Consider the following 17,887-nt stretch of genomic DNA (forward strand, 5'->3'; position numbering starts at 1 on the left):
ACGAAAGCCGCGCCACGCCGCATTCCGCCCACCACAACTCCATGATCGACCCCGACAGGGTGCCGGGGCGGCGCGTCACAGGCGTTCGAAGCCACGGGTCAGCTCCCAGTCCGTTACCGCGGCGTCGAAGGCCTTCAGCTCGACCCGCGCCTGGTTGGCGTAGTGGGCCACCACCTCCTCGCCGAAGGCCTCGCGGGCCACCGTGGACGCCTCCCACAGGGCCAGCGCGTCGCGCAGGGTGCCGGGGACCCGCTCGGCCTCCGGGTCGTCGTACGCGTTGCCGGTGCACTCCTCACCCAGCTCCAACTCCTGCTCGATGCCGTGCAGCGCCCCGGCGACCAGCCCGGCGATGGCCAGGTACGGGTTGACGTCGGCGCCGGGCACCCGGTTCTCCACCCGCATGCCCTGCCCGTGCCCGACCACCCGCAGCGCGCAGGTGCGGTTGTCGACGCCCCAGCGCAGCGCGGTCGGGGCGAACGATCCCGGCTGGTAACGCTTGTAGGAGTTGATGTTCGGGGCGAAGAACAGGCTGAACTCCCGCATGGTGGCCAGCAGCCCGGCGAGCACCCGCTGCCCGGTCTGCGACAGGTGCGCCGGGCCGTCACCGAGCATCGCCGACGAGCCGGACGAGTCCCGCAGTGAGAAGTGGATGTGGCAGGAGTTGCCCTCCCGCTCGTTCGGCTTGGCCATGAAGGTGATCGACATCCCCTCCTGGGCGGCGATCTCCTTGGCGCCGTTCTTGTAGATCACGTGGTGGTCCGCGCAGGCCACCGCCTCGTCGTACCGGAAGGCGATCTCGTGTTGCCCGAGGTTGCACTCGCCCTTGGCGCTCTCCGGCGTGAGCCCGGCGCCGGCCATCTCGGTGCGGATCCGACGCAGCAGGGGCTCCACCCGGGCGGTGCCGAGCAGCGAGTAGTCGACGTTGTACTGGTTGGCCGGGGTGAGGTCGCGGTAACCGCGCCGCCAGGCATCCTCGTACGAGTCGCGGAACAGCACGAACTCCAACTCGGTGCCGGCGTACGCGGTCAACCCGTGCTCGGCCAGCCGGTCCAACTGCCGGCGCAGGATCTGCCGGGGCGAGGCGACCACGTCACCCGAGCCGTCCAGCCAGGTCAGGTCGGCCAACAGCATCGCGGAGCCGGGCTGCCAGGGCGTCCGGCGCAGGGTGGCGAAGTCCGGCACCATCGCGAAGTCGCCGTAGCCGCGTTCCCAACTCGACATCGCGTACCCGTCGACGGTGTTCATGTCGACGTCAACGGCGAGCAGGTAGTTGCAGCCCTCGCTGCCGTTGGCCACCACCTGGTCGAGGAAGAACGGCGCGTGGAACCGTTTGCCCTGCAAGCGGCCCTGCATGTCGACGAGGGCCAGCACCACGGTGTCGATCTCGCCCTCGGCGACGGCGACCCGCAGTTGTTCCAGCGTAAGCGGAGCTTTCCTCATTCGCGGGCCTCCATCACCAAGGTCTACTGGCTAACCGGATCACCGTCAATGCCCCCGGTGGCACGGGCGGCAAACCCGGCGGGACGGCCACACCGCCCGTCCCGCCGGGTGCCGATCAGACCGGGCCGTCGGCCGGCGCCGGGTCGGCCGCCGCCGCGGGTTGCTCGACGGTACGGACCGGGCCGGTGAACCACTTACGGGCGGAGGCGTACCACCAGACGGCGACCACCAGCAGCACCCCGCCGACGGCGAGCGGGGCGTAGTTCACCGCCGACCAGGTGAACCCGTCGTTGCCGGGCACCCCGGCGGGCACGATCGGCAGCACGAAGTAGACGGCGATGATCGCGATCTCGATCACCGCGATCCAGCCGAGCAGCTTGTACTTGCGGCCGAGCGTCCACGGGCCGGGGACGAACCGGTCGCCCATCCGCAGGCGCAGGGCGATCGGGATGAGGAACGACAGGTAGAGCCCGAGCACCGCGACGGAGACCACCGCGTAGAAGGCGATCGGGATGCCGGCGGAGCTCTCGTAGAGCGCCGGCAGGGTCAGCACCAGACCGGCCACTGTGGCGCCGATGATCGCGTTGACCGGGGTGCCGTTGCGGTCGACAGTCGACCACAGCCGCCATCCGGGTACGGCCCGGTCCCGGCTGAACGCGTACGCCATCCGGCTCATCGAGGTCACGCAGCTCATGCCGCAGAAGAACTGGCCGATGGTGGAGATGATGATGACGATCTTGAAGAAGACCGGAGTCAGTGCGGACTCGAAGATGGCGCCGGAGAAGCCGCCGGCGGCGTTGACCGCCTCGACGTCGGTGGCCGCGAACAGGAAGGCCAGCAGCAGGATCCAGCCGCCAACCGCCGAGTAGAAGATCGACTGCCAGAGCCCCTTGGCCGCCGCCTGCGAGGCGCCCCGGGTCTCCTCGGAGACGTGCGCGCAGGCGTCGAAGCCGGTGATCGTGTACTGGGTCAGCAGGAAACCCAGCGGCAGCACGTAGAACCAGAACGTCAGCCCGCCGATGTCCCCGTCACCGAACCCGGAGTTGTTGAACCGCTCGGTGAACACGAACTGGAAGCTCTGGTGGTTGTCGGGCACGAACACCAGGATGGCCACCACGACGGCCGCGCCGGCCACGTGCCACCAGACCGAGACGTTCTGGAGTACGTCGATGATCCGGTGCCCGTAGATGTTGATGAGGCCGTGCAGCACCAGGATGATCACGAAGAGCATGAACGCCTGCCGCAGCGTCCCGGCCCAGCCGTCGAAGAGCGCCGACAGGGTGAGGTTGAGGAACGTCGCGCAGCCGTAGTCGACCGAGGCGGTGACCGCGACCAGGCCGATCAGGTTCAGCCAGCCGGTGAACCAGCCGTGCACCGGGCGACCCATGGTGGCCGCCCACCAGTAGATCCCGCCGGCGGTCGGGTACGCCGACACCAGCTCCGCCATGCAGAAGCCGATGATCAGGATGAACAGTGAGATCAGCGGCCAGCCCCAGGAGATGGCGACCGGCCCGCCGTTGTTCCACGCCTGACCGAAGGTGGTGAAGCAACCGGCCAGGATCGAGATGATCGAGAACGAGATGGCGAAGTTGGAGAAGCCACTCCACTTGCGGCGCAACTCCTGTTTGTAGCCGAGTTCAGCGAGCCGTCGGGCGTCGTCGTCCATCGGTTGCTCGGCGGTCGGCACGGGCGTCGTGGCCACTGCACACCTCCCTGAGGTGGTTCCGCGTACGAGTGGGCAAAGTGTCGACCCAGCCGATCAAGGCGGTCAATACGTAGTCGGTGGGAATCTCACCGCCGTCGGGCTAATTGCGTTGCCGTCCGGCCGCCCCGACCCGCATCCTGGACCGGTGACCAGGCCCGATCAGGGCCCACCCCGGGCGCTCGGACCGCCCGACCACGGTGGCGCGGGGCACACCTCTCTCTCACGTACGGCGTCCCGCCGTACCCAAAAAGTGCCCCGCGCCCCCCGTTCCCCCCCGTTCCCCCTCGTGATCAAGAAGTTTGCGTCAGATTTCCGGCCTGCCCTGACGCAGACCTCTTGATCAACGCGGACGGGCGGGCCGGTCAGGTCAGGAGGAGGCCGGCTATCCAGAGGGCCGCTACCAGCAGGCCGGCCAGGAATTCCACCAGCATCGACAGGCCGGCGGCCTTCAGGGCCTGCACGGTGGAGGGCCAGGCGAGCTGATTACTGCCGAGGCGCAGCCGTTCGGCGGCCCACACTCCGGCGACGAAGCCGAGCACCAGGCCGACGACCGGCACCACGAAGAACCCGATGATGCCGAGCACCCCACCGGCGAGCAGCGTGGACGTCGGTACGCCGGTGCGCTTCAGGTTGCGGCCGGGCCACGCGTACTTGATCACGGCGCCGCCCGCGGCGACCAGGGTGGCGGCGGCGAACACGGCCCAGCCACCCAGCCCGGCGCCGCCGAAGACCGCCCAGACCAGCACGCCACCCCAGCACAGCGGCAGCGCCGGCAGACCGGGCACCACCACACCGGCCAACCCGGCCAGGATGGCCAGCCCGGCCACCACCGTCACCACCGTCTGCGAGTCCGTCAGGTCCACGTCGCCACCCTCCGTCGCCACCCTCCGGACCGGGCCGGTCGCCCGCTCACGCCGTTACCCGCCGCCCGACCGGCCGGAAACCCGGTCACCGGCTCACGCCGCCAGCCCGTCGCCGCGCAGCCGGGCGGTGATCGCGTCGGCCGGGGCCGGAGCACCGAAGTACCGGCCCTGCCCGGTGTCGCAGCGCAGCGCCCGCAGCCGTTCCGCCTGCACGCCGGTCTCCACCGCCTCGGCCGTGACCCACAACTCCAGGGCGTGCGCCAACCGGACCAGCGCGTCGACGATCCGTTCGTCGCGGTGGTCGGCCGCCACGTCGGTCCCGTCCGCGCGGATGCCCTCGACGAACGGGCCGGCGAGCTTCAGGCAGTGGATCGGCAACCGCCGCAGGTACGCCAGGTTGGAGTACCCGGTGCCGAAGTCGTCCACGGCCAGCCGGACGCCGAGCGCGGCGAGCCGGTGCAGGCTGCGCAGGGGTTCACCGGCGCTGCCCATCACGGCGCTCTCGGTCAGCTCCAGTTGGAGCAGCTCCGCGGGGAGCCCGCTGGTCTGCAACGCGTCGGCCACCGTGTCCACGATGGCCGGCTCGTCGGCCTGCCGGGCGGCCAGGTTGACGCTCACCACCAGCCGGGCGTCGGGGAACTCCCGCCACCACCGTTCGGCGTCTTCGCAGGCCCGCCGCAGCACCCACTCGCCGAGCCGGACGATCAGGCCGGTCTCCTCGGCCAGCCCGATGAACCGGTCCGGACCGATCAGGCCCAGCTCCGGATGCTCCCAACGGACCAGTGCCTCCACCGCGAGCATGGTGCCCTCCAGCAGCGACACGATCGGCTGGTAGTGCAGCACGAACTCGCCCCGGTCCAGCGCGGCGGGCAGCCCGGCGACCAGCGCCGAGCGGGCGATGTCCCGGGCGCCGCGTTCGGGGTCGTAGACCGCCCACCGGCCCCGGCCCGCCGCCTTCGCCCAGTAGAGCGTGGTGTCCGCGGCCTTCATCAGCTCCGACGCGGTGGTCTCCGAGGCGGGGCACTGCACGATGCCCACACTGGCCGAGACGGCCAACTGGTGCTCACCGACGAGCACCGGGGCGGCGACGGCGGCCAGCGCGGCCTCCGCGACGGCCACCGGGTCGTCGGTGTCGTCCCCGCCGTCGACGAGGATCACGAACTCGTCGCCGCCCATCCGGGCAACCAGGTGGCCGTGTTCGGCCACGCACGCGGCCAGCCGCCGGCCGATCATCACGAGCAGCCGATCACCGAGGTCGTGGCCGAGACTGTCGTTGATCGCCTTGAAGCCGTCCAGGTCGAGGAAGCACACCCCGACCCGCTGCCCGTCGCCCGCGGTGTCGAGCACCCGTCCCAGGGTCTCGAAGAACAACGTCCGGTTGGGTAGCCCGGTCAGCGGGTCGTGCAACGCCTGGAAGCGCAGCCGCTGCTGGAGTTCGTACCGCTCGGTGATGTCCTCGATCATCGCGACGGTGAATCGGGGCTGGCCCTCGTGTCGGATCAGCGAGACGGCGAGATCCGTCCAGACCACGCTGCCGTCCTTGCGGTGGTAGCGCTTCTCCACCCGGGCCGCGTCGTGTTTGCCCTCGATCAGCTCCTGGTAGAGCTCCCACATCCCGGCGGCGTCGTCGGCGTGGAACAGCGCCGCCACGTTGATCTCGCGCAACTCCTCGATCGAGTAGCCGAGCATGTCGGCGAACGCCTGGTTGACGTCGATGATCCGGCCGTCCACGTCGGCGATCCCGATCCCGATCGCGGCACCGGTGAACACCGCCCGGAACCGCGCCTCGCTCTCGCGCAGCGCCTGCTCGACCTCGTCCCGCGCCTGCCAGGCCGACCTGGCGATCCGCTCCTGTTGGCGGAAGGTGCGGTCGCGCAGCGCGCGGGCGAACCCGGCGGCCAGGCTGCCCTGCAACGCCGCGATCCGTTCGGCGAGGTCGGCCGGCCGGTCACCGTCGCCCAGCACCCGCCGCCCGAACGTCGCGCCGAGCGCCTGTAACGTCCACTCCAGAGCCTGCGGCTCGGTGAGGTGCGACTCCACCAGGGCCCGCCCGACCTCTTCGGCCGGGCGGACGCTGAACGGCTCCGCCCGTACCGACTCGGCCAGTCGAATCGTGTGCACCAGCATCAGCCGCTCGGTCTCGGCCAGGCTGAGCGGCACGAAACCGAGACGGCGCATCGCGCGGGCCCAGTCGGCGGCGTACCCCTGCGGGTCCGGGACGGCGGCCACGGGATCAGCTGACGGGCTGGTCGTACCGGGCGACGCCCCCGAAGGCGCCGAACCGCTCCGGGTGCTCGTCCACGTCGGACGGTGAGTCGGGACGCCAGAGCGGCATGTGCACCACGCCCGGGTCCAGCACGGTCCAGTCGCCGAAGAAGCCGGTGACCTGTGCGCGGGAACGCAGCGTGATCTCGGTGGCGGTCCGGGCGGAGAGGCGCTGGGCGTCCAGCATCTCCTGCGGCTGGTCCTCGAAGGTGGAGTGCGAGATGACCAGGAAGCTGCCCGGGGCGGCGGCGTCGCGCAGGGTGGCCAGGATCGCCTCGGGCCGATCGGCGTCCGGAATGAAGTGCACCACCCCGGCCAGCAGGATGCCCATCGGTCGATTGAAGTCGATCAGCCCGAGCTGTCGGGTCTCGGCGAGGATCCGCTCCGGCTCACGCAGGTCGGCGTGGATGACCCCGGTCAGCTCGTTGCCGGCGAGCAGCTCCCGGCTGTGCGCGACGGCCACCGGGTCGATGTCGACGTACACCACGCGGGCCTTGGGGTTCACCCCCTGCGCCACCTCGTGCACGTTGCCCACGGTGGGAATTCCGGAGCCGATGTCGAGAAACTGGTCGATGCCGGCGTCGAGCAGCACCCGGACGGCCCGCCGGAGGAACTCCCGGCCGGAACGCATGGTGGCGGCGAGATTCGGGGTCATGCTGGCGATCTGCTCGGCCAGCTGCCTGTCGATCTCGAAGTTGTGCGCCCCACCCAGAAAGTAGTCGTACACCCGGGCCGCGCTCGGCCTGGTCAGATCGATCTCGGTAGGCAGTCCGTCCGGCATCAGTGTGCTCCCCAGTTCATCGCCGCGGCACGGGACAGCACCGGCGTATGGGCGTGCCGCGGGCACACGCGAGCACCGGCCGACCCGCGGGTCGTGTGGTGTGCACCACTCTAGGCGGCGGACTCCAGCAACAGCGAGATGCCTTGACCAACGCCGATGCACATGGTGGCCAGCGCCCGGCGGCCACCGCGACGGCGCAACTCCAGGGCGGCGGTCAGCGCCAGCCGCGCGCCGCTGGCACCGAGCGGGTGCCCCAGCGCGATCGCCCCACCGTTCGGGTTGACGTGGTCGGCGTCCACCGGCAGCCCCAGCTCGCGCAGTACCGCCACGGACTGCGCGGCGAACGCCTCGTTCAGCTCCACCACGTCCACCGCGCCCAACTCGACGCCGACCCGGTCGAGCAGCTTGCGGGTGGCCGGCACCGGGCCGATCCCCATGATCCGAGGCGGCACACCGGCGACCGCCGCACCGACGATCCGGGCCAGCGGGGTCAGGCCGTACCGAGCAACCGCCGCCTCGCTGGCCACCAGCAGCGCGACCGCGCCGTCGTTGACGCCCGAGGAGTTGCCGGCGGTCACCGTGCCGCCGTCGCGGAACGGGGTGGGCAGCGCGGCCAGCTTCGCAAGCGTGGTCTCCCGGGGGTGCTCGTCGGCCTCGACCAGCCGGGTCTCCCGACGACCGGCCGGCACGGACACCGCCACGATCTCCTCGGCGAACCGGCCGTCGGCCTGCGCCTTGGCCGCGCGCTGCTGTGAGCGGTACGCGAAGGCGTCCTGCTCGGCCCGGGTGACGCCGTACTCGGCGGCCACGTTCTCCGCCGTCTCCGGCATCGAGTCGACCCCCCACCCGTCGCGCATCAACGGGTTCACCAACCGCCAACCCAGTGTGGTGTCGTACACCTCGGCCGATCGGGAGTACGCCGACGTCGCCTTCGGCATGACGAACGGCGCCCGGCTCATGCTCTCCACCCCGCCGGCGATCACCAACTCCGCGTCCCCGGCGACGATGGACCGGGCGGCGGTGGCGAGCGCGTCCAGGCCCGAGCCGCAGAGCCGGTTGACAGTGCTGCCCGGCACCTCCTCGGGCAGGCCGGCCAGCAGCGCCGCCATCCGGGCCACGTTGCGGTTGTCCTCGCCGGCCTGGTTGGCGCAGCCGAGCACGACGTCGTCCACCCGCGCCCAGTCCACCGACGGGTGGCGGGCGACCAGCTCACGGATCACGTGCGCGGCCAGGTCGTCGGGGCGTACGCCGGCCAGCGCGCCCGCGTACCGGCCGATCGGGGTGCGGACACCGGCCACCAGGTATGCCACGGTCATCGCGAGTCCTCAGGGGTGCAGACGGCGGGGGTGGGGCACGCCATCGGGTCACGAGGGCTGCCGGCCGCCAGGATATCCGCGCCGGCAACGGATAGGTTGACGGCATGGCCCGGGCCCAGTTCAGCGCAGAGACCAGCGGCGGCGGCGCGTTCGTCCGCCAGCCGAACCGGTTCACCGGTCGGGTCACCCCGCACTCGACCTCCCCGCCCGGCGGCGGCCCCGACGAGCAGGACCGCTGGCCGCTGGAGGCGGGCCGCTACCGGCTGATCTGGTGCCGCGCCTGCCCGTGGGCGCACCGGGCGAGGATCGTGCGCGGCCTGCTCGGGCTGGACGACGCGATCTCGCTGGGCACCGTCGACCCGATCCGGGACGAGCGGGGCTGGGCGTTCGCCCTCGACCCGGACGGCTTCGACCCGGTCCTGGGCGTGAGCTTCCTCTCCGAGGCGTACCTGGCCACCGACCCGGACTACATCGGCCGGGTGACCGTGCCGGCGCTCGTCGACACCCTGACCGGCCGGGTGGTCACCAACGACTACCCGCAGCTCACCCTCGACTTCTCCACCGAGTGGCGGCGGCTGCACGCGCCGGACGCGCCGGATCTGTACCCGGTCGAACTGCGCCCCGAGATGAACGCGCTGATGGCCGAGATCCACACCGACGTGAACAACGGCGTCTACCGGTGCGGGTTCGCCACCTCCCAGCAGGCGTACGACGAGGCGTTCCGGGCGCTCTTCGCCCGACTGGACGTGCTCTCCGAGCGGCTGGCCGGGCAGCGTTACCTGATGGGTGACGCGATCACCGAGGCGGACGTGCGGCTGTTCACCACACTGATCCGCTTCGACACCGCGTACCACGGGCACTTCAAGTGCAACCGCAACAAGCTGACCGAGATGCCGGTGCTCTGGGCGTACGCCCGGGACCTGTTCCAGACGCCGGGCTTCGGCGAGACGGTGGACTTCGACCACATCAAGCGGCACTACTACGGCACGCACCGGGAGATCAATCCCAGCGGCATCGTGCCCCTCGGGCCGGACGAGTCCGGCTGGCTCACTCCGCACGGGCGTGGCTGAGCCGACCCGGCCAGCCGACCCGACCCTGCCCAGGGCCCGCGGCGACATCGCCCGCCGGGCCGCCGGGGCCGCCGCAGCCGGCTGCATCCTGGCCGGCGCGGTGGCGGTGACGTTCGCCGTGGTCGCCGGTCCAGGTCCGGGATTCACCGGGTACGTCAGCGAGGCGGGCATCGCCGGCAGCGCCCACGCCGCGACGTACCGGATCGGGGTCCTGGCCCTTGCCGGCGCGTTGTTGCTGATCGGCGCGGCGCTGCCCCCCGGGGTGTGGGCGGCGGCCCCGGCGCTGCTCGCCGCCGGGGCCGTGTTCACCGCCGTGTCCGGGGCGGTGACCTGCTCCGACGGCTGCCCGCTGCCACCGTTCGAGCGGGCCACGACGGCGGACCTGGTGCACGGTGGCGCGAGCATCGCGGCGACCGCGACGGTGGTCTTCGCCATGGTCACGCTCGCCGTCTCCGGGCCGGCCGGCCGGATGGTGCGTCGGCTGGCCGGCGGAGCCGCCGCGCTGGCGCTGCCGCTCGGCGCCACGGTGGGGCTGGCGATGCTGGTGATCGGCCGGGGTCCGGTGGTCGGGGTGCTGGAGCGGCTGATCCTCGCCCTCGCGGTGCTGTGGGGCCTGAGCACCGCCACCGCGCTGGCCCTCTGTAAGGAGCCTCACGCCGATGAGTCCTTGCAATGAGCGGGAATCGGCGTACCGTCGCTGAGCGATGAGCAACGTCTGGGGCCTCACTGTCCGCCTGTATGTCGATCTTCGACTGCAGGCCAGTGGCATCTGTCCGGGCTAGCCGCGTTCCTGCGCCTACCCCGATCGGACCGGACAATTGGATACAATCTTCATGCTCTTCAGCCTGCGCAAAATTCCCTTCTCCGTGCAGATCCTGCTCGGCCTCGTGCTCGGCGTCGCGCTGGGCTTCCTGGCCCGCACCAACGACCTGAGCTGGCTCACCAGCACCCTGCACACCGTCGGCAGCCTCTTCATCCAGCTGCTCAAGCTGGCCGTGCCGCCGCTGGTCTTCACCGCCATCGTGGTCAGCGTGGTCAGCCTGCGCGGCGTCGCCAACGCCGCCCGGCTCGCCCTCAAGACCCTGTTGTGGTTCGGCATCACCGCGCTGATCGCGGTGAGCATCGGCATCGGCCTCGGCCTGCTCACCAACCCGGGTAGGGGCGTGACCCTCGACCTGGGTGGCGCCGCGCCGCCGAAGAACACCGGCTCGTGGACCGACTTCCTCACCGGCATCGTGCCCACCAACCCGGTCGGCGCGTTCGTCGAGGGCAACGTCCTCCAGATCGTCTTCCTCGCCGTCGTCATCGGTGCCGCGGCCCTGCTGGTCGGCGAGGCCGCCGAGCCGTTCGTGGCGCTGAACCGCTCCCTGCTGGAGATCGTCCAGAAGGCGCTCTGGTGGGTCATCCGGCTCGCCCCGATCGGCACCCTCGGCCTGATCGGCAACGCCGTCGCCTCGTACGGCTGGGACCTGCTGGCCCCCCTCGCGAAGTTCACCACCGCCGTCTACGTCGGCTGCGCCATCGTGCTGTTCGTGGTCTACCCGCTGGTGCTGATCCTCGCCGGCCGCCTCAACCCGCTGCGCTTCTTCGCCGGCGCCTGGCCGGCGATCCAGCTGGCCTTCGTGTCCCGCTCCTCGGTGGGCACCATGCCGGTGACCCAGCGCTCCGTCGAGCGTCTCGGCGTGCCCCGCGAGTACGCCTCGTTCGCGGTGCCCTTCGGCGCGACCACGAAGATGGACGGCTGCGCCGCCATCTACCCGGCCCTCGCCGCGATCTTCGTGGCCCAGGTGTTCGGCGTGCACCTCGGCATCGGCGACTACCTTCTGATCGCCTTCGTCTCGGTGGTCGGCTCGGCGGCGACCGCCGGCCTGACCGGCGCGATCGTGATGCTCACCCTGACCCTCAGCACGCTGGGCCTGCCGCTGGCCGGCGCCGGCCTGCTGCTGGCCATCGACCCGATCCTGGACATGATCCGCACCGCCACCAACGTCGCGGGTCAGGCACTGGTGCCGACCGTGGTCGCCGCCCGCGAGGGCACCCTCGACCGCGAGGCGTACGAGTCCGCCGGCCGGCGTGATTTGACCGAGCCGGAGCCGGTCGCCGACTCCCGGCCCGAGCTCAGCCCCGTTCCTGCCTGATCGTTCACCAGTACGGCGACGGGCCCCTCTCCCCGGGGCCCGTCGCCGTGTCCGAGAGGATGACTTCATGAGTTCCCTGTTCACTCCCCTGGCCCTGCGCGGGGTCACAGTGCCCAACCGGATCGCCATGGCACCGATGTGCCAGTACTCGGCCGGCCCGGACGGGCTGCCCACCGACTGGCACCTGATCCACCTCGGCAGTCGCGCGGTCGGCGGCGCCGGGCTGGTGCTGACCGAGGCGACCGCCGTGCTCCCCGAGGGTCGGATCACCCCGCAGGACACCGGCCTGTGGTCCGGTGCGCACGTCGACGCGTGGCGGCCGATCACCGCGTTCGTCGCCGCCCACGGTGCCGTACCGGCCGTTCAGCTCGCGCACGCCGGCTTCAAGGCCTCCACGTACCGGCCCTGGGCACCGGAGCGCGGTGGCGTGCCGGACGCCGAGGGCGGCTGGACGCCCGTCGCCCCCGGCTCGGACCCGTTCACCGCCGACTACCGGACGCCGACCAGCCTCGACGAGGCCGGCATCGCCGGTGTGGTCGAGGCGTACGCGGCCGGCGCGGAGCGGGCCCTCGCCGCCGGCTTCGCCGCCGTGGAGATCCACGCCGCGCACGGCTACCTGCTCAACGAGTTCCTCTCGCCGCTGACCAACCACCGCACCGACTCGTACGGCGGCGACCGGGCCGCCCGGATGCGACTCACCCTGGAGGTCGCCCGCGCGGTGCGTGCCGCGGTCGGCGAGGACGTGCCGGTGCTCACCCGGATCTCCGCCACCGACTGGGTCGAGGGCGGCTGGACGATCGACGACAGCGTGGTGCTCGCCGGTGAGCTGGCCGCCGTCGGCGTCGACCTGGTCGACGCTTCCTCCGGTGGCGTCAGCACCGAGCAGCGCATCCCGCTGCTCGGCCCCGGCTACCAGGTGCCCCTGGCTGCCCAGATCCGCCGCGAGGCCGGCGTGCCGACCGGCGCGGTGGGCCTGATCGTGGAGCCCGAGCACGCCGAGCAGATCGTCGCCAGCGGCGAGGCCGACCTGGTGCTGCTGGGCCGGGAGTTGCTGCGCGACCCGTACTGGCCGCGCCGGGCCGCCGCGAAGCTCGGCGTCGCGTACACCGGGCCCGCCCAGTACGCCCGCGCCGCCTGATCCCGGGCCGGTCGGGTGGCTGCTCCACGAGCAGCCGCCCGACCGTCCGCGCGACGCCGAGCCCTCCACCCGACTCCCGGCCTCTCGGTGCGACCGGCGACTCTCAGCCGGCCAGGTGCGACCAGTCGCCCTCCAGGTCCTGCCAGCTGCCCTGGGCGGCCACCGTGCCACCGAGCAGCACCACCACGTGGTCGGCCCGGACCAACGCGGCGCGCTTCGCGGTCGAGCCGACCACTGTCACCCCGTGGCCCCGCAACGCCTGCCACAGCGCCAGCTCCGTGGTGACGTCCAGCGCCGACGACACGTCGTCGGCGACCAGCAGTTCGGTACGCGGGGCCAGCGCCCGGGCCAGCGCCAACCGCTGCAACTGCCCGCCGGAGAGCCGGGTGCCCTTGTGACCGATGAGCAGGCCCAGCCCACCACCGGCGGCGGCCAGGTCATGGTCGAGCTGGGCGGTGCTGACCGCCCCGGCCGCGTCCACCTGGTGCCCGAGGGCGATGTTGTCCGCCACCGTGCCGGAGAGCACCCGGGGCAACTGACCGACGTAGCCGACCTGGTTGGGACGCAGGAACAACTCCGGCTCGGTGACCGGGTCACCGTTCCAGGCCAGCTCGCCGGTGTGGTGCACGATGCCGGCCAGCGCCCGCAGCAACGAGGACTTGCCCGACCCCACCGGCCCGACCACCAGCACCAACTGCCCGCGCTGCACGGTCAGGTCCACGTCCCGGACGGCCACCGTGCCGTCGGAGTGCACCACCCCGAAGCCGCGCAGCTCCAGCCGGCGCAGCGGATGCCGGGGCGGCATGGTCGGCGCGGGCGCCGTCCCGGCGGTCAGGTCGACCTCCGGCACCCCCGCCGAGTACGCGCTCACTCCGGTCATCGCCGCCGTGCGCCGGGTCCAGACCCGCGCCGAGGGCAGCTGCGAGATCAACGACGCCGTCGTCCAGGCGAACCAGCGGGCCGCGCCCAGGGTGGAGACGGCCACCAGCACCGCCCCGGCGGAGAGCGAGCCGTTCAGATACAGCGCCCAGGCGCCGATCGGCAACAGCCCGCTGGCCATCGACGGTGTGGAGCGCGCCCACACCTGCACCGAGATCTCCCGCCGCTGCCGGTCGCTGCGCAGCACGTCCAGGCCGGCCAGGTGGCGCAGCACCGCCGTGGTCGCGCCGGCCAGCTTCACCGTCCGCGCTGCGGAGAGCGCGGAGACCAGTGCCGTGGCGAACGCGGCCCGCGCCGCCACCGTCGCCCGGGCCGCACGCTCCAGCTTCGGCCCGAACAGCGTCGCGGCCAGACCGGAGACGACCATCGTGCCGAGGAAGAACAGCCCGGGTACGACGCTGCCGGTGACCGCCGTCATGGCGACCACGAGCACCAGCGCGACGGTCTGGTCCAGCACGTTGTCGGCGAGCTGGACCACCCGCTCGGTGTCCCCACCCTGCGCCACCACCTCGGCCGGGGTGTGTGAGCTGACCCGGCGCGGCCCGGTCTGGCCGTGCACCAGGCGAAGACCGATCCGCAGCATCTGCCGCACCCACCACTGCGGGAACCAGACGTGGGTGTAGTACGGCAGCGGCAGGGTGACCAGCAACCCGGCGACGATCCCCACCGCCGGCAGATACGGGTTGCCCGTCCCGTCGACCAGGTCCGCCCAGAGCCAGGGCAGCACCGGGCCGTCCAGCCCGAGCAGGCTGAGCCCGAGGAACAGCACGATCGCGGCCGCCCCGTACCGGGGATCGTTGGTGCAGAGTCGGAAGATCTCCCGCAGCGTCCGGGCCGGCGGCACCGGTGGCAGTGGCGGCGGGTCGGTGCGGGTCGGCCCGACCGCCGCGCCCGATGTGGCCTGCTCGGTCGGCGCGACCAGTGCGGCCCGCTCCTTCGCCGCGACCGGCCCGACCCAGGCGGCCGGCTCCTTCGCCGCGACCGGCTCGACCAGTGCGGGCGTCGGCTCGCTCGGCCACGCGTCCGGACCGGGGCCGACCAGCAGGTCGGTGCCGACGCCGGTGCGACCGGCCGACGCCACCGAGGCGTACGCGGCCGCGTGGCTGGTCGCCAACAGTTCGGCGAAGCGCGTCGACGTCTCCAGCGGACCGGCCTCGACCACCGCGCCGTCGGCCAGGACGACCACCTCGTCACAGCGGCGCACCGAGGAGAGTCGGTGCGCGATGACGATGCCGATCCGGTCGCGCAGCAGCCGTTCGGTGGCCCGCTGCACCCGCGCCTCGGTGACCGGGTCCAACCGCGCGGTGGCCTCGTCGAGGATCACCACGTGCGGCTCCCGGACCAGGATCCGGGCGAACGCCACCAACTGCTCCTGACCGGCAGAGAGCACGTGCCCGCCCTCACCCAGCCGGGTCGTCAACCCGTCCGGCAGCTCGGCGATCCAACCGGCCAGGCCCAGCTCGTCGAGCGCCCGAGCCGCCGCGTCGAGCAGCTCCGGGTCGAAGAGTGCGACGTTCTCGGCGAGCGTGCCGGCCAGGATCTCGGTGCGCTGCGGCACCAGCGCCACCCAGCGGCGCAGCTGCTCGACGTCGAGGTCGCACAGGTCGGTGCCGCCGAGGAAGACCGTGCCTGGCGGCACGTCGACCGCCCGGGTGAGCACCTTCGCCAGCGTCGACTTACCCGAACCGGTCCGTCCGATCAACGCGTACGAGCGGCCACGGGAGAAGGTGAGGCTGAGCCTGCGCAGCGCGGCCCCCCGGTCACTTTCTCCGTACGCGAAGGTCAGATCCCGGATGCGCAGGTCACCCTCGCTCGGGCTGGCCCCGCCGACCGGTTCCTGCCGCGCCCTGTGGAGCAACTGCACCCGAGCCCATGCGCCGAGCGCCTCCTGGATCTCCGGCACCATCCGGCTGACGTGTTCCGCGGTCGCCCCGAAGGCCAGGGCGAGCAGCCAGATGGCGGTGAGCCGGGCGGCGTCGACCCGATCGGTGGCCAACGCCCACGCCCCGCCCAGCACCACCACGCCGATGCCGGCCCGGATCGTCGCGGTGGCCACCGTCGCCACCTTGGCGGACAGCACCCAGACCACACTGCCCCGGGACAGCACCGCGGCGGCCCGCCGGGCGTACAACCGCAGCACGTACGGCCGAGCCAAACTGGTGCGTACGTCGTCCTGGCCGTGCACCGCCTCCTCCATCACGGCGGCCAGGTCGGACCACGCCTCCTCCTCGGCCATCCGGGCCGGGCCGATCCGCGCCGTGGGCCGGCGCAGCCCGACCGCGAGCACCACCGTGAGCAGCAGCATCGCGATCCCCGCCGGCCACCACGCGAACAGCGCCACGACCATCGACAACAGACCGACGCAGAGACCCTGGGCCAGCCGGGTGCCCTGGTTACGAATCGCCGACGCCACCTGATAGACGTCCCCGTCGATCCGATCCAGCAACTCGCCCACCGGAGTGGTCTCCAAAGTGGGCAGGTCCTGCCCGAGAGCGACGCGACAGAGCCGGCGACGCACGTCCGCGGACCAGTCGGCGGTCAGGCCCGCCATCAGCAGACTCACCGCGAGGTCGCTGAGGACAACGGCGACCAGAGCCGCGGCCAGCACGGCAAAGAAGCCAGCCGAGCGATGCACCAGCACCGCGCCGGCCAGCGCCGACGCGCCCGCCTGCCCCGCGGCGCCGAGCACGATCAGGACGGCCACGATCGTCATACGACGGGTCGAGGTGCCCCACAGATCACGGAGCAGGCGCATGGAAAGTCCTCCGGGACGTGGGGTGGCGGAGAACTCAGCCTGCCGTCACCAACCCGTCGACTCAACCGATTTTCCGGCCCTGAGCAGGGCATCCGCCGGTTCAGCCAGGAGCAACGGCGAACCGGCTCAGGCCCCGTCCGCCGTCGACCCAACCTCGACAACCCGTCCCGCGTTCGCACCTACGGCACGGCACGTCGCCCGGAACACCCGTACGCCCGGCTGGCGTTTTGTTCGGCGCCTTCACGGGGGCGCCCGCCGGGGCGTTTCGTGAGGCGCCCCGCCGGGCCGTCTCCGAGGCGCCCGCCGGGGCGTTTTCGTGGGGCGCCCGCCGGGGCGTTTCCCGAAGCGCCCGCCGGGGCGTTTTCGTGGGGCGCCCGCCGGGGCGTTTCCCGAGGTGCCCGCCGGGGCGTCTCGTGGGGTGCCCGCCGGGGCGTTCGTGGGGCGATCGGCTCGCACTCGCCCGGGGCGATCGGTTGGCGTTTTGCCCGATTCGGCGACAATCCGTCGCGCAGCGCCGTGATAGAGGTTCTTGATCGACTCGGGTTTCATGAAGTCGGGGTGTCCGGTCGTCCGGGATACCCCGATTTCCGTGAACCCGAGTGGATCACCCAAGTGACGGGCCGACTCAACGCCGATCGCCGGGGTCGGCGTGGGTGTTTTGTCTGGTCGGGGGTGTTTATGGGCATGACCGGCCGCACTCGTGGGTCGGAATCATGGCCGGGCCGGGGTCGTTACATACCCTGACGATCGCAGCACCACCGACCCACCCGCCCGGCCCCCACGGGGGTTGGATCGCAGGTCGCGCAGGTTGGAATGGCAGCCTCCGCCCGATCGTTGCAGTCCCCACGACCGACCGACCCGGTACCGCCTTGATGAGGGTGCCGGTGGACGGGGCCAGCCCGGAATGCTGTCGGCCCCCCGGTCGTTGCAGTCCCCACGACCGACCGCCCGGGCACCGCCTTGATGAGGGTGCCCGGTGGATGGGCCACCCCGGAATGACCCCGGCCCGCCGGTCGTTACACATGGACCCGGCGCCACGAGCCCCCCGGCCCGTGAAGTCGCCGACCGACGCCCCCGGTGGGCGTCACCCCGAAGACTTTTTCTCCTTGTTTTGTGCAGCGCCGGACGAGGTGCTCGCACCCGTGACCGCCGTTCCCCCTTGGCGGTCGGGTGTCCTACCCCCGAAGGAGCTAAACCCCATGAACACGATCTTCCGTAAGAGCATGCTGTCTGTTGCTGGTCTCGCGTTCGCCGGTGGTGTCTTCGCCGGTCCGATCGCCGCTCACGCCAACCCGGCCGTGGACGCCAAGCCCGCCGCCGTCGCGGTGCAGTCGGCCGCGCCGAAGCCGCAGGGCGACCAGTCCCGGATCACCCTGAACGACGAGCAGACGGCCAACGTCAAGGCGATCATCGCCGCGACGAAGAAGGCCGGTCTCCCGGAGCGGGCCGCGGTGATCTCGATCGCGACGAGCCTGCA

11 protein-coding genes and 1 pseudogene are annotated in these 17,887 nt (G+C 72.0%); 5 read left to right on the plus strand and 7 right to left on the minus strand.

Annotated elements, in window-relative coordinates; genetic code table 11:
- Window positions 1–75: 75 nt before the first annotated feature.
- The 6 genes from ABZU52_RS20960 to pcaF all read right to left on the minus strand — a co-directional run bounded on the left by ABZU52_RS20960 (window position 76) and on the right by pcaF (window position 8,370).
- The gene (locus ABZU52_RS20960) at window positions 76–1,440 is read right to left on the minus strand and encodes a glutamine synthetase family protein (protein ID WP_354972674.1); all 1,365 of its coding nucleotides are present in this window, start codon (window positions 1,438–1,440) and stop codon (window positions 76–78) included.
- Window positions 1,441–1,555: 115 nt separating this feature from the next.
- A complete protein-coding gene (locus ABZU52_RS20965) occupies window positions 1,556–3,142 on the minus strand; it encodes an amino acid permease (protein ID WP_354972675.1) in 1,587 nt (528 codons plus the stop codon).
- 365 nt (window positions 3,143–3,507) lie between these two features.
- Window positions 3,508–4,008, minus strand: a complete 501-nt coding sequence (locus tag ABZU52_RS20970) for a DUF456 domain-containing protein (RefSeq protein WP_354972676.1) — start codon at window positions 4,006–4,008, stop codon at window positions 3,508–3,510.
- Between the two features lie 93 nt (window positions 4,009–4,101).
- Entirely contained in the window at window positions 4,102–6,237 is a 2,136-nt protein-coding gene (locus tag ABZU52_RS20975) for an EAL domain-containing protein (protein ID WP_354972677.1), read from the minus strand.
- 4 nt (window positions 6,238–6,241) lie between these two features.
- Complete coding sequence (locus tag ABZU52_RS20980; protein WP_354972678.1) at window positions 6,242–7,054, minus strand: SAM-dependent methyltransferase; 813 nt, start codon at window positions 7,052–7,054, stop codon at window positions 6,242–6,244.
- A 110-nt stretch (window positions 7,055–7,164) separates the two neighbouring features.
- Complete coding sequence (gene pcaF / locus ABZU52_RS20985; protein ID WP_354972679.1) at window positions 7,165–8,370, minus strand: 3-oxoadipyl-CoA thiolase; 1,206 nt, start codon at window positions 8,368–8,370, stop codon at window positions 7,165–7,167.
- A gap of 104 nt (window positions 8,371–8,474) precedes the next feature.
- Between pcaF and ABZU52_RS20990 the strand changes: the two genes are divergently transcribed.
- The 4 genes from ABZU52_RS20990 to ABZU52_RS21005 all read left to right on the plus strand — a co-directional run bounded on the left by ABZU52_RS20990 (window position 8,475) and on the right by ABZU52_RS21005 (window position 12,716).
- Window positions 8,475–9,440, plus strand: coding sequence for a glutathione S-transferase C-terminal domain-containing protein (locus tag ABZU52_RS20990; protein ID WP_354972680.1), 966 nt, complete (start codon window positions 8,475–8,477; stop codon window positions 9,438–9,440).
- Window positions 9,433–10,116 (plus strand): DUF998 domain-containing protein, encoded by a 684-nt coding sequence (locus tag ABZU52_RS20995; RefSeq protein WP_354972681.1) that lies wholly within the window; start codon window positions 9,433–9,435, stop codon window positions 10,114–10,116. Before ABZU52_RS20990 ends, ABZU52_RS20995 begins: the two co-directional genes overlap by 8 nt.
- A 169-nt stretch (window positions 10,117–10,285) precedes the next feature.
- Complete coding sequence (locus ABZU52_RS21000) at window positions 10,286–11,578, plus strand: dicarboxylate/amino acid:cation symporter (RefSeq protein ID WP_354972684.1); 1,293 nt, start codon at window positions 10,286–10,288, stop codon at window positions 11,576–11,578.
- A gap of 67 nt (window positions 11,579–11,645) precedes the next feature.
- Window positions 11,646–12,716, plus strand: a complete 1,071-nt coding sequence (locus tag ABZU52_RS21005; protein ID WP_354972682.1) for an NADH:flavin oxidoreductase/NADH oxidase — start codon at window positions 11,646–11,648, stop codon at window positions 12,714–12,716.
- 103 nt (window positions 12,717–12,819) lie between these two features.
- On the opposite strand, the gene ABZU52_RS21010 is transcribed toward ABZU52_RS21005, so the two are convergent.
- Window positions 12,820–16,410 (minus strand): ABC transporter ATP-binding protein/permease, encoded by a 3,591-nt coding sequence (locus tag ABZU52_RS21010; RefSeq protein WP_354972683.1) that lies wholly within the window; start codon window positions 16,408–16,410, stop codon window positions 12,820–12,822.
- A gap of 1,199 nt (window positions 16,411–17,609) precedes the next feature.
- Between ABZU52_RS21010 and ABZU52_RS21015 the strand changes: the two are divergent.
- Window positions 17,610–17,887: pseudogene (locus ABZU52_RS21015) on the plus strand (hypothetical protein); the annotation flags it as partial.

The organism is Micromonospora sp. NPDC005220 (assembly GCF_040607895.1).
Lineage (GTDB): Bacteria > Actinomycetota > Actinomycetes > Mycobacteriales > Micromonosporaceae > Micromonospora.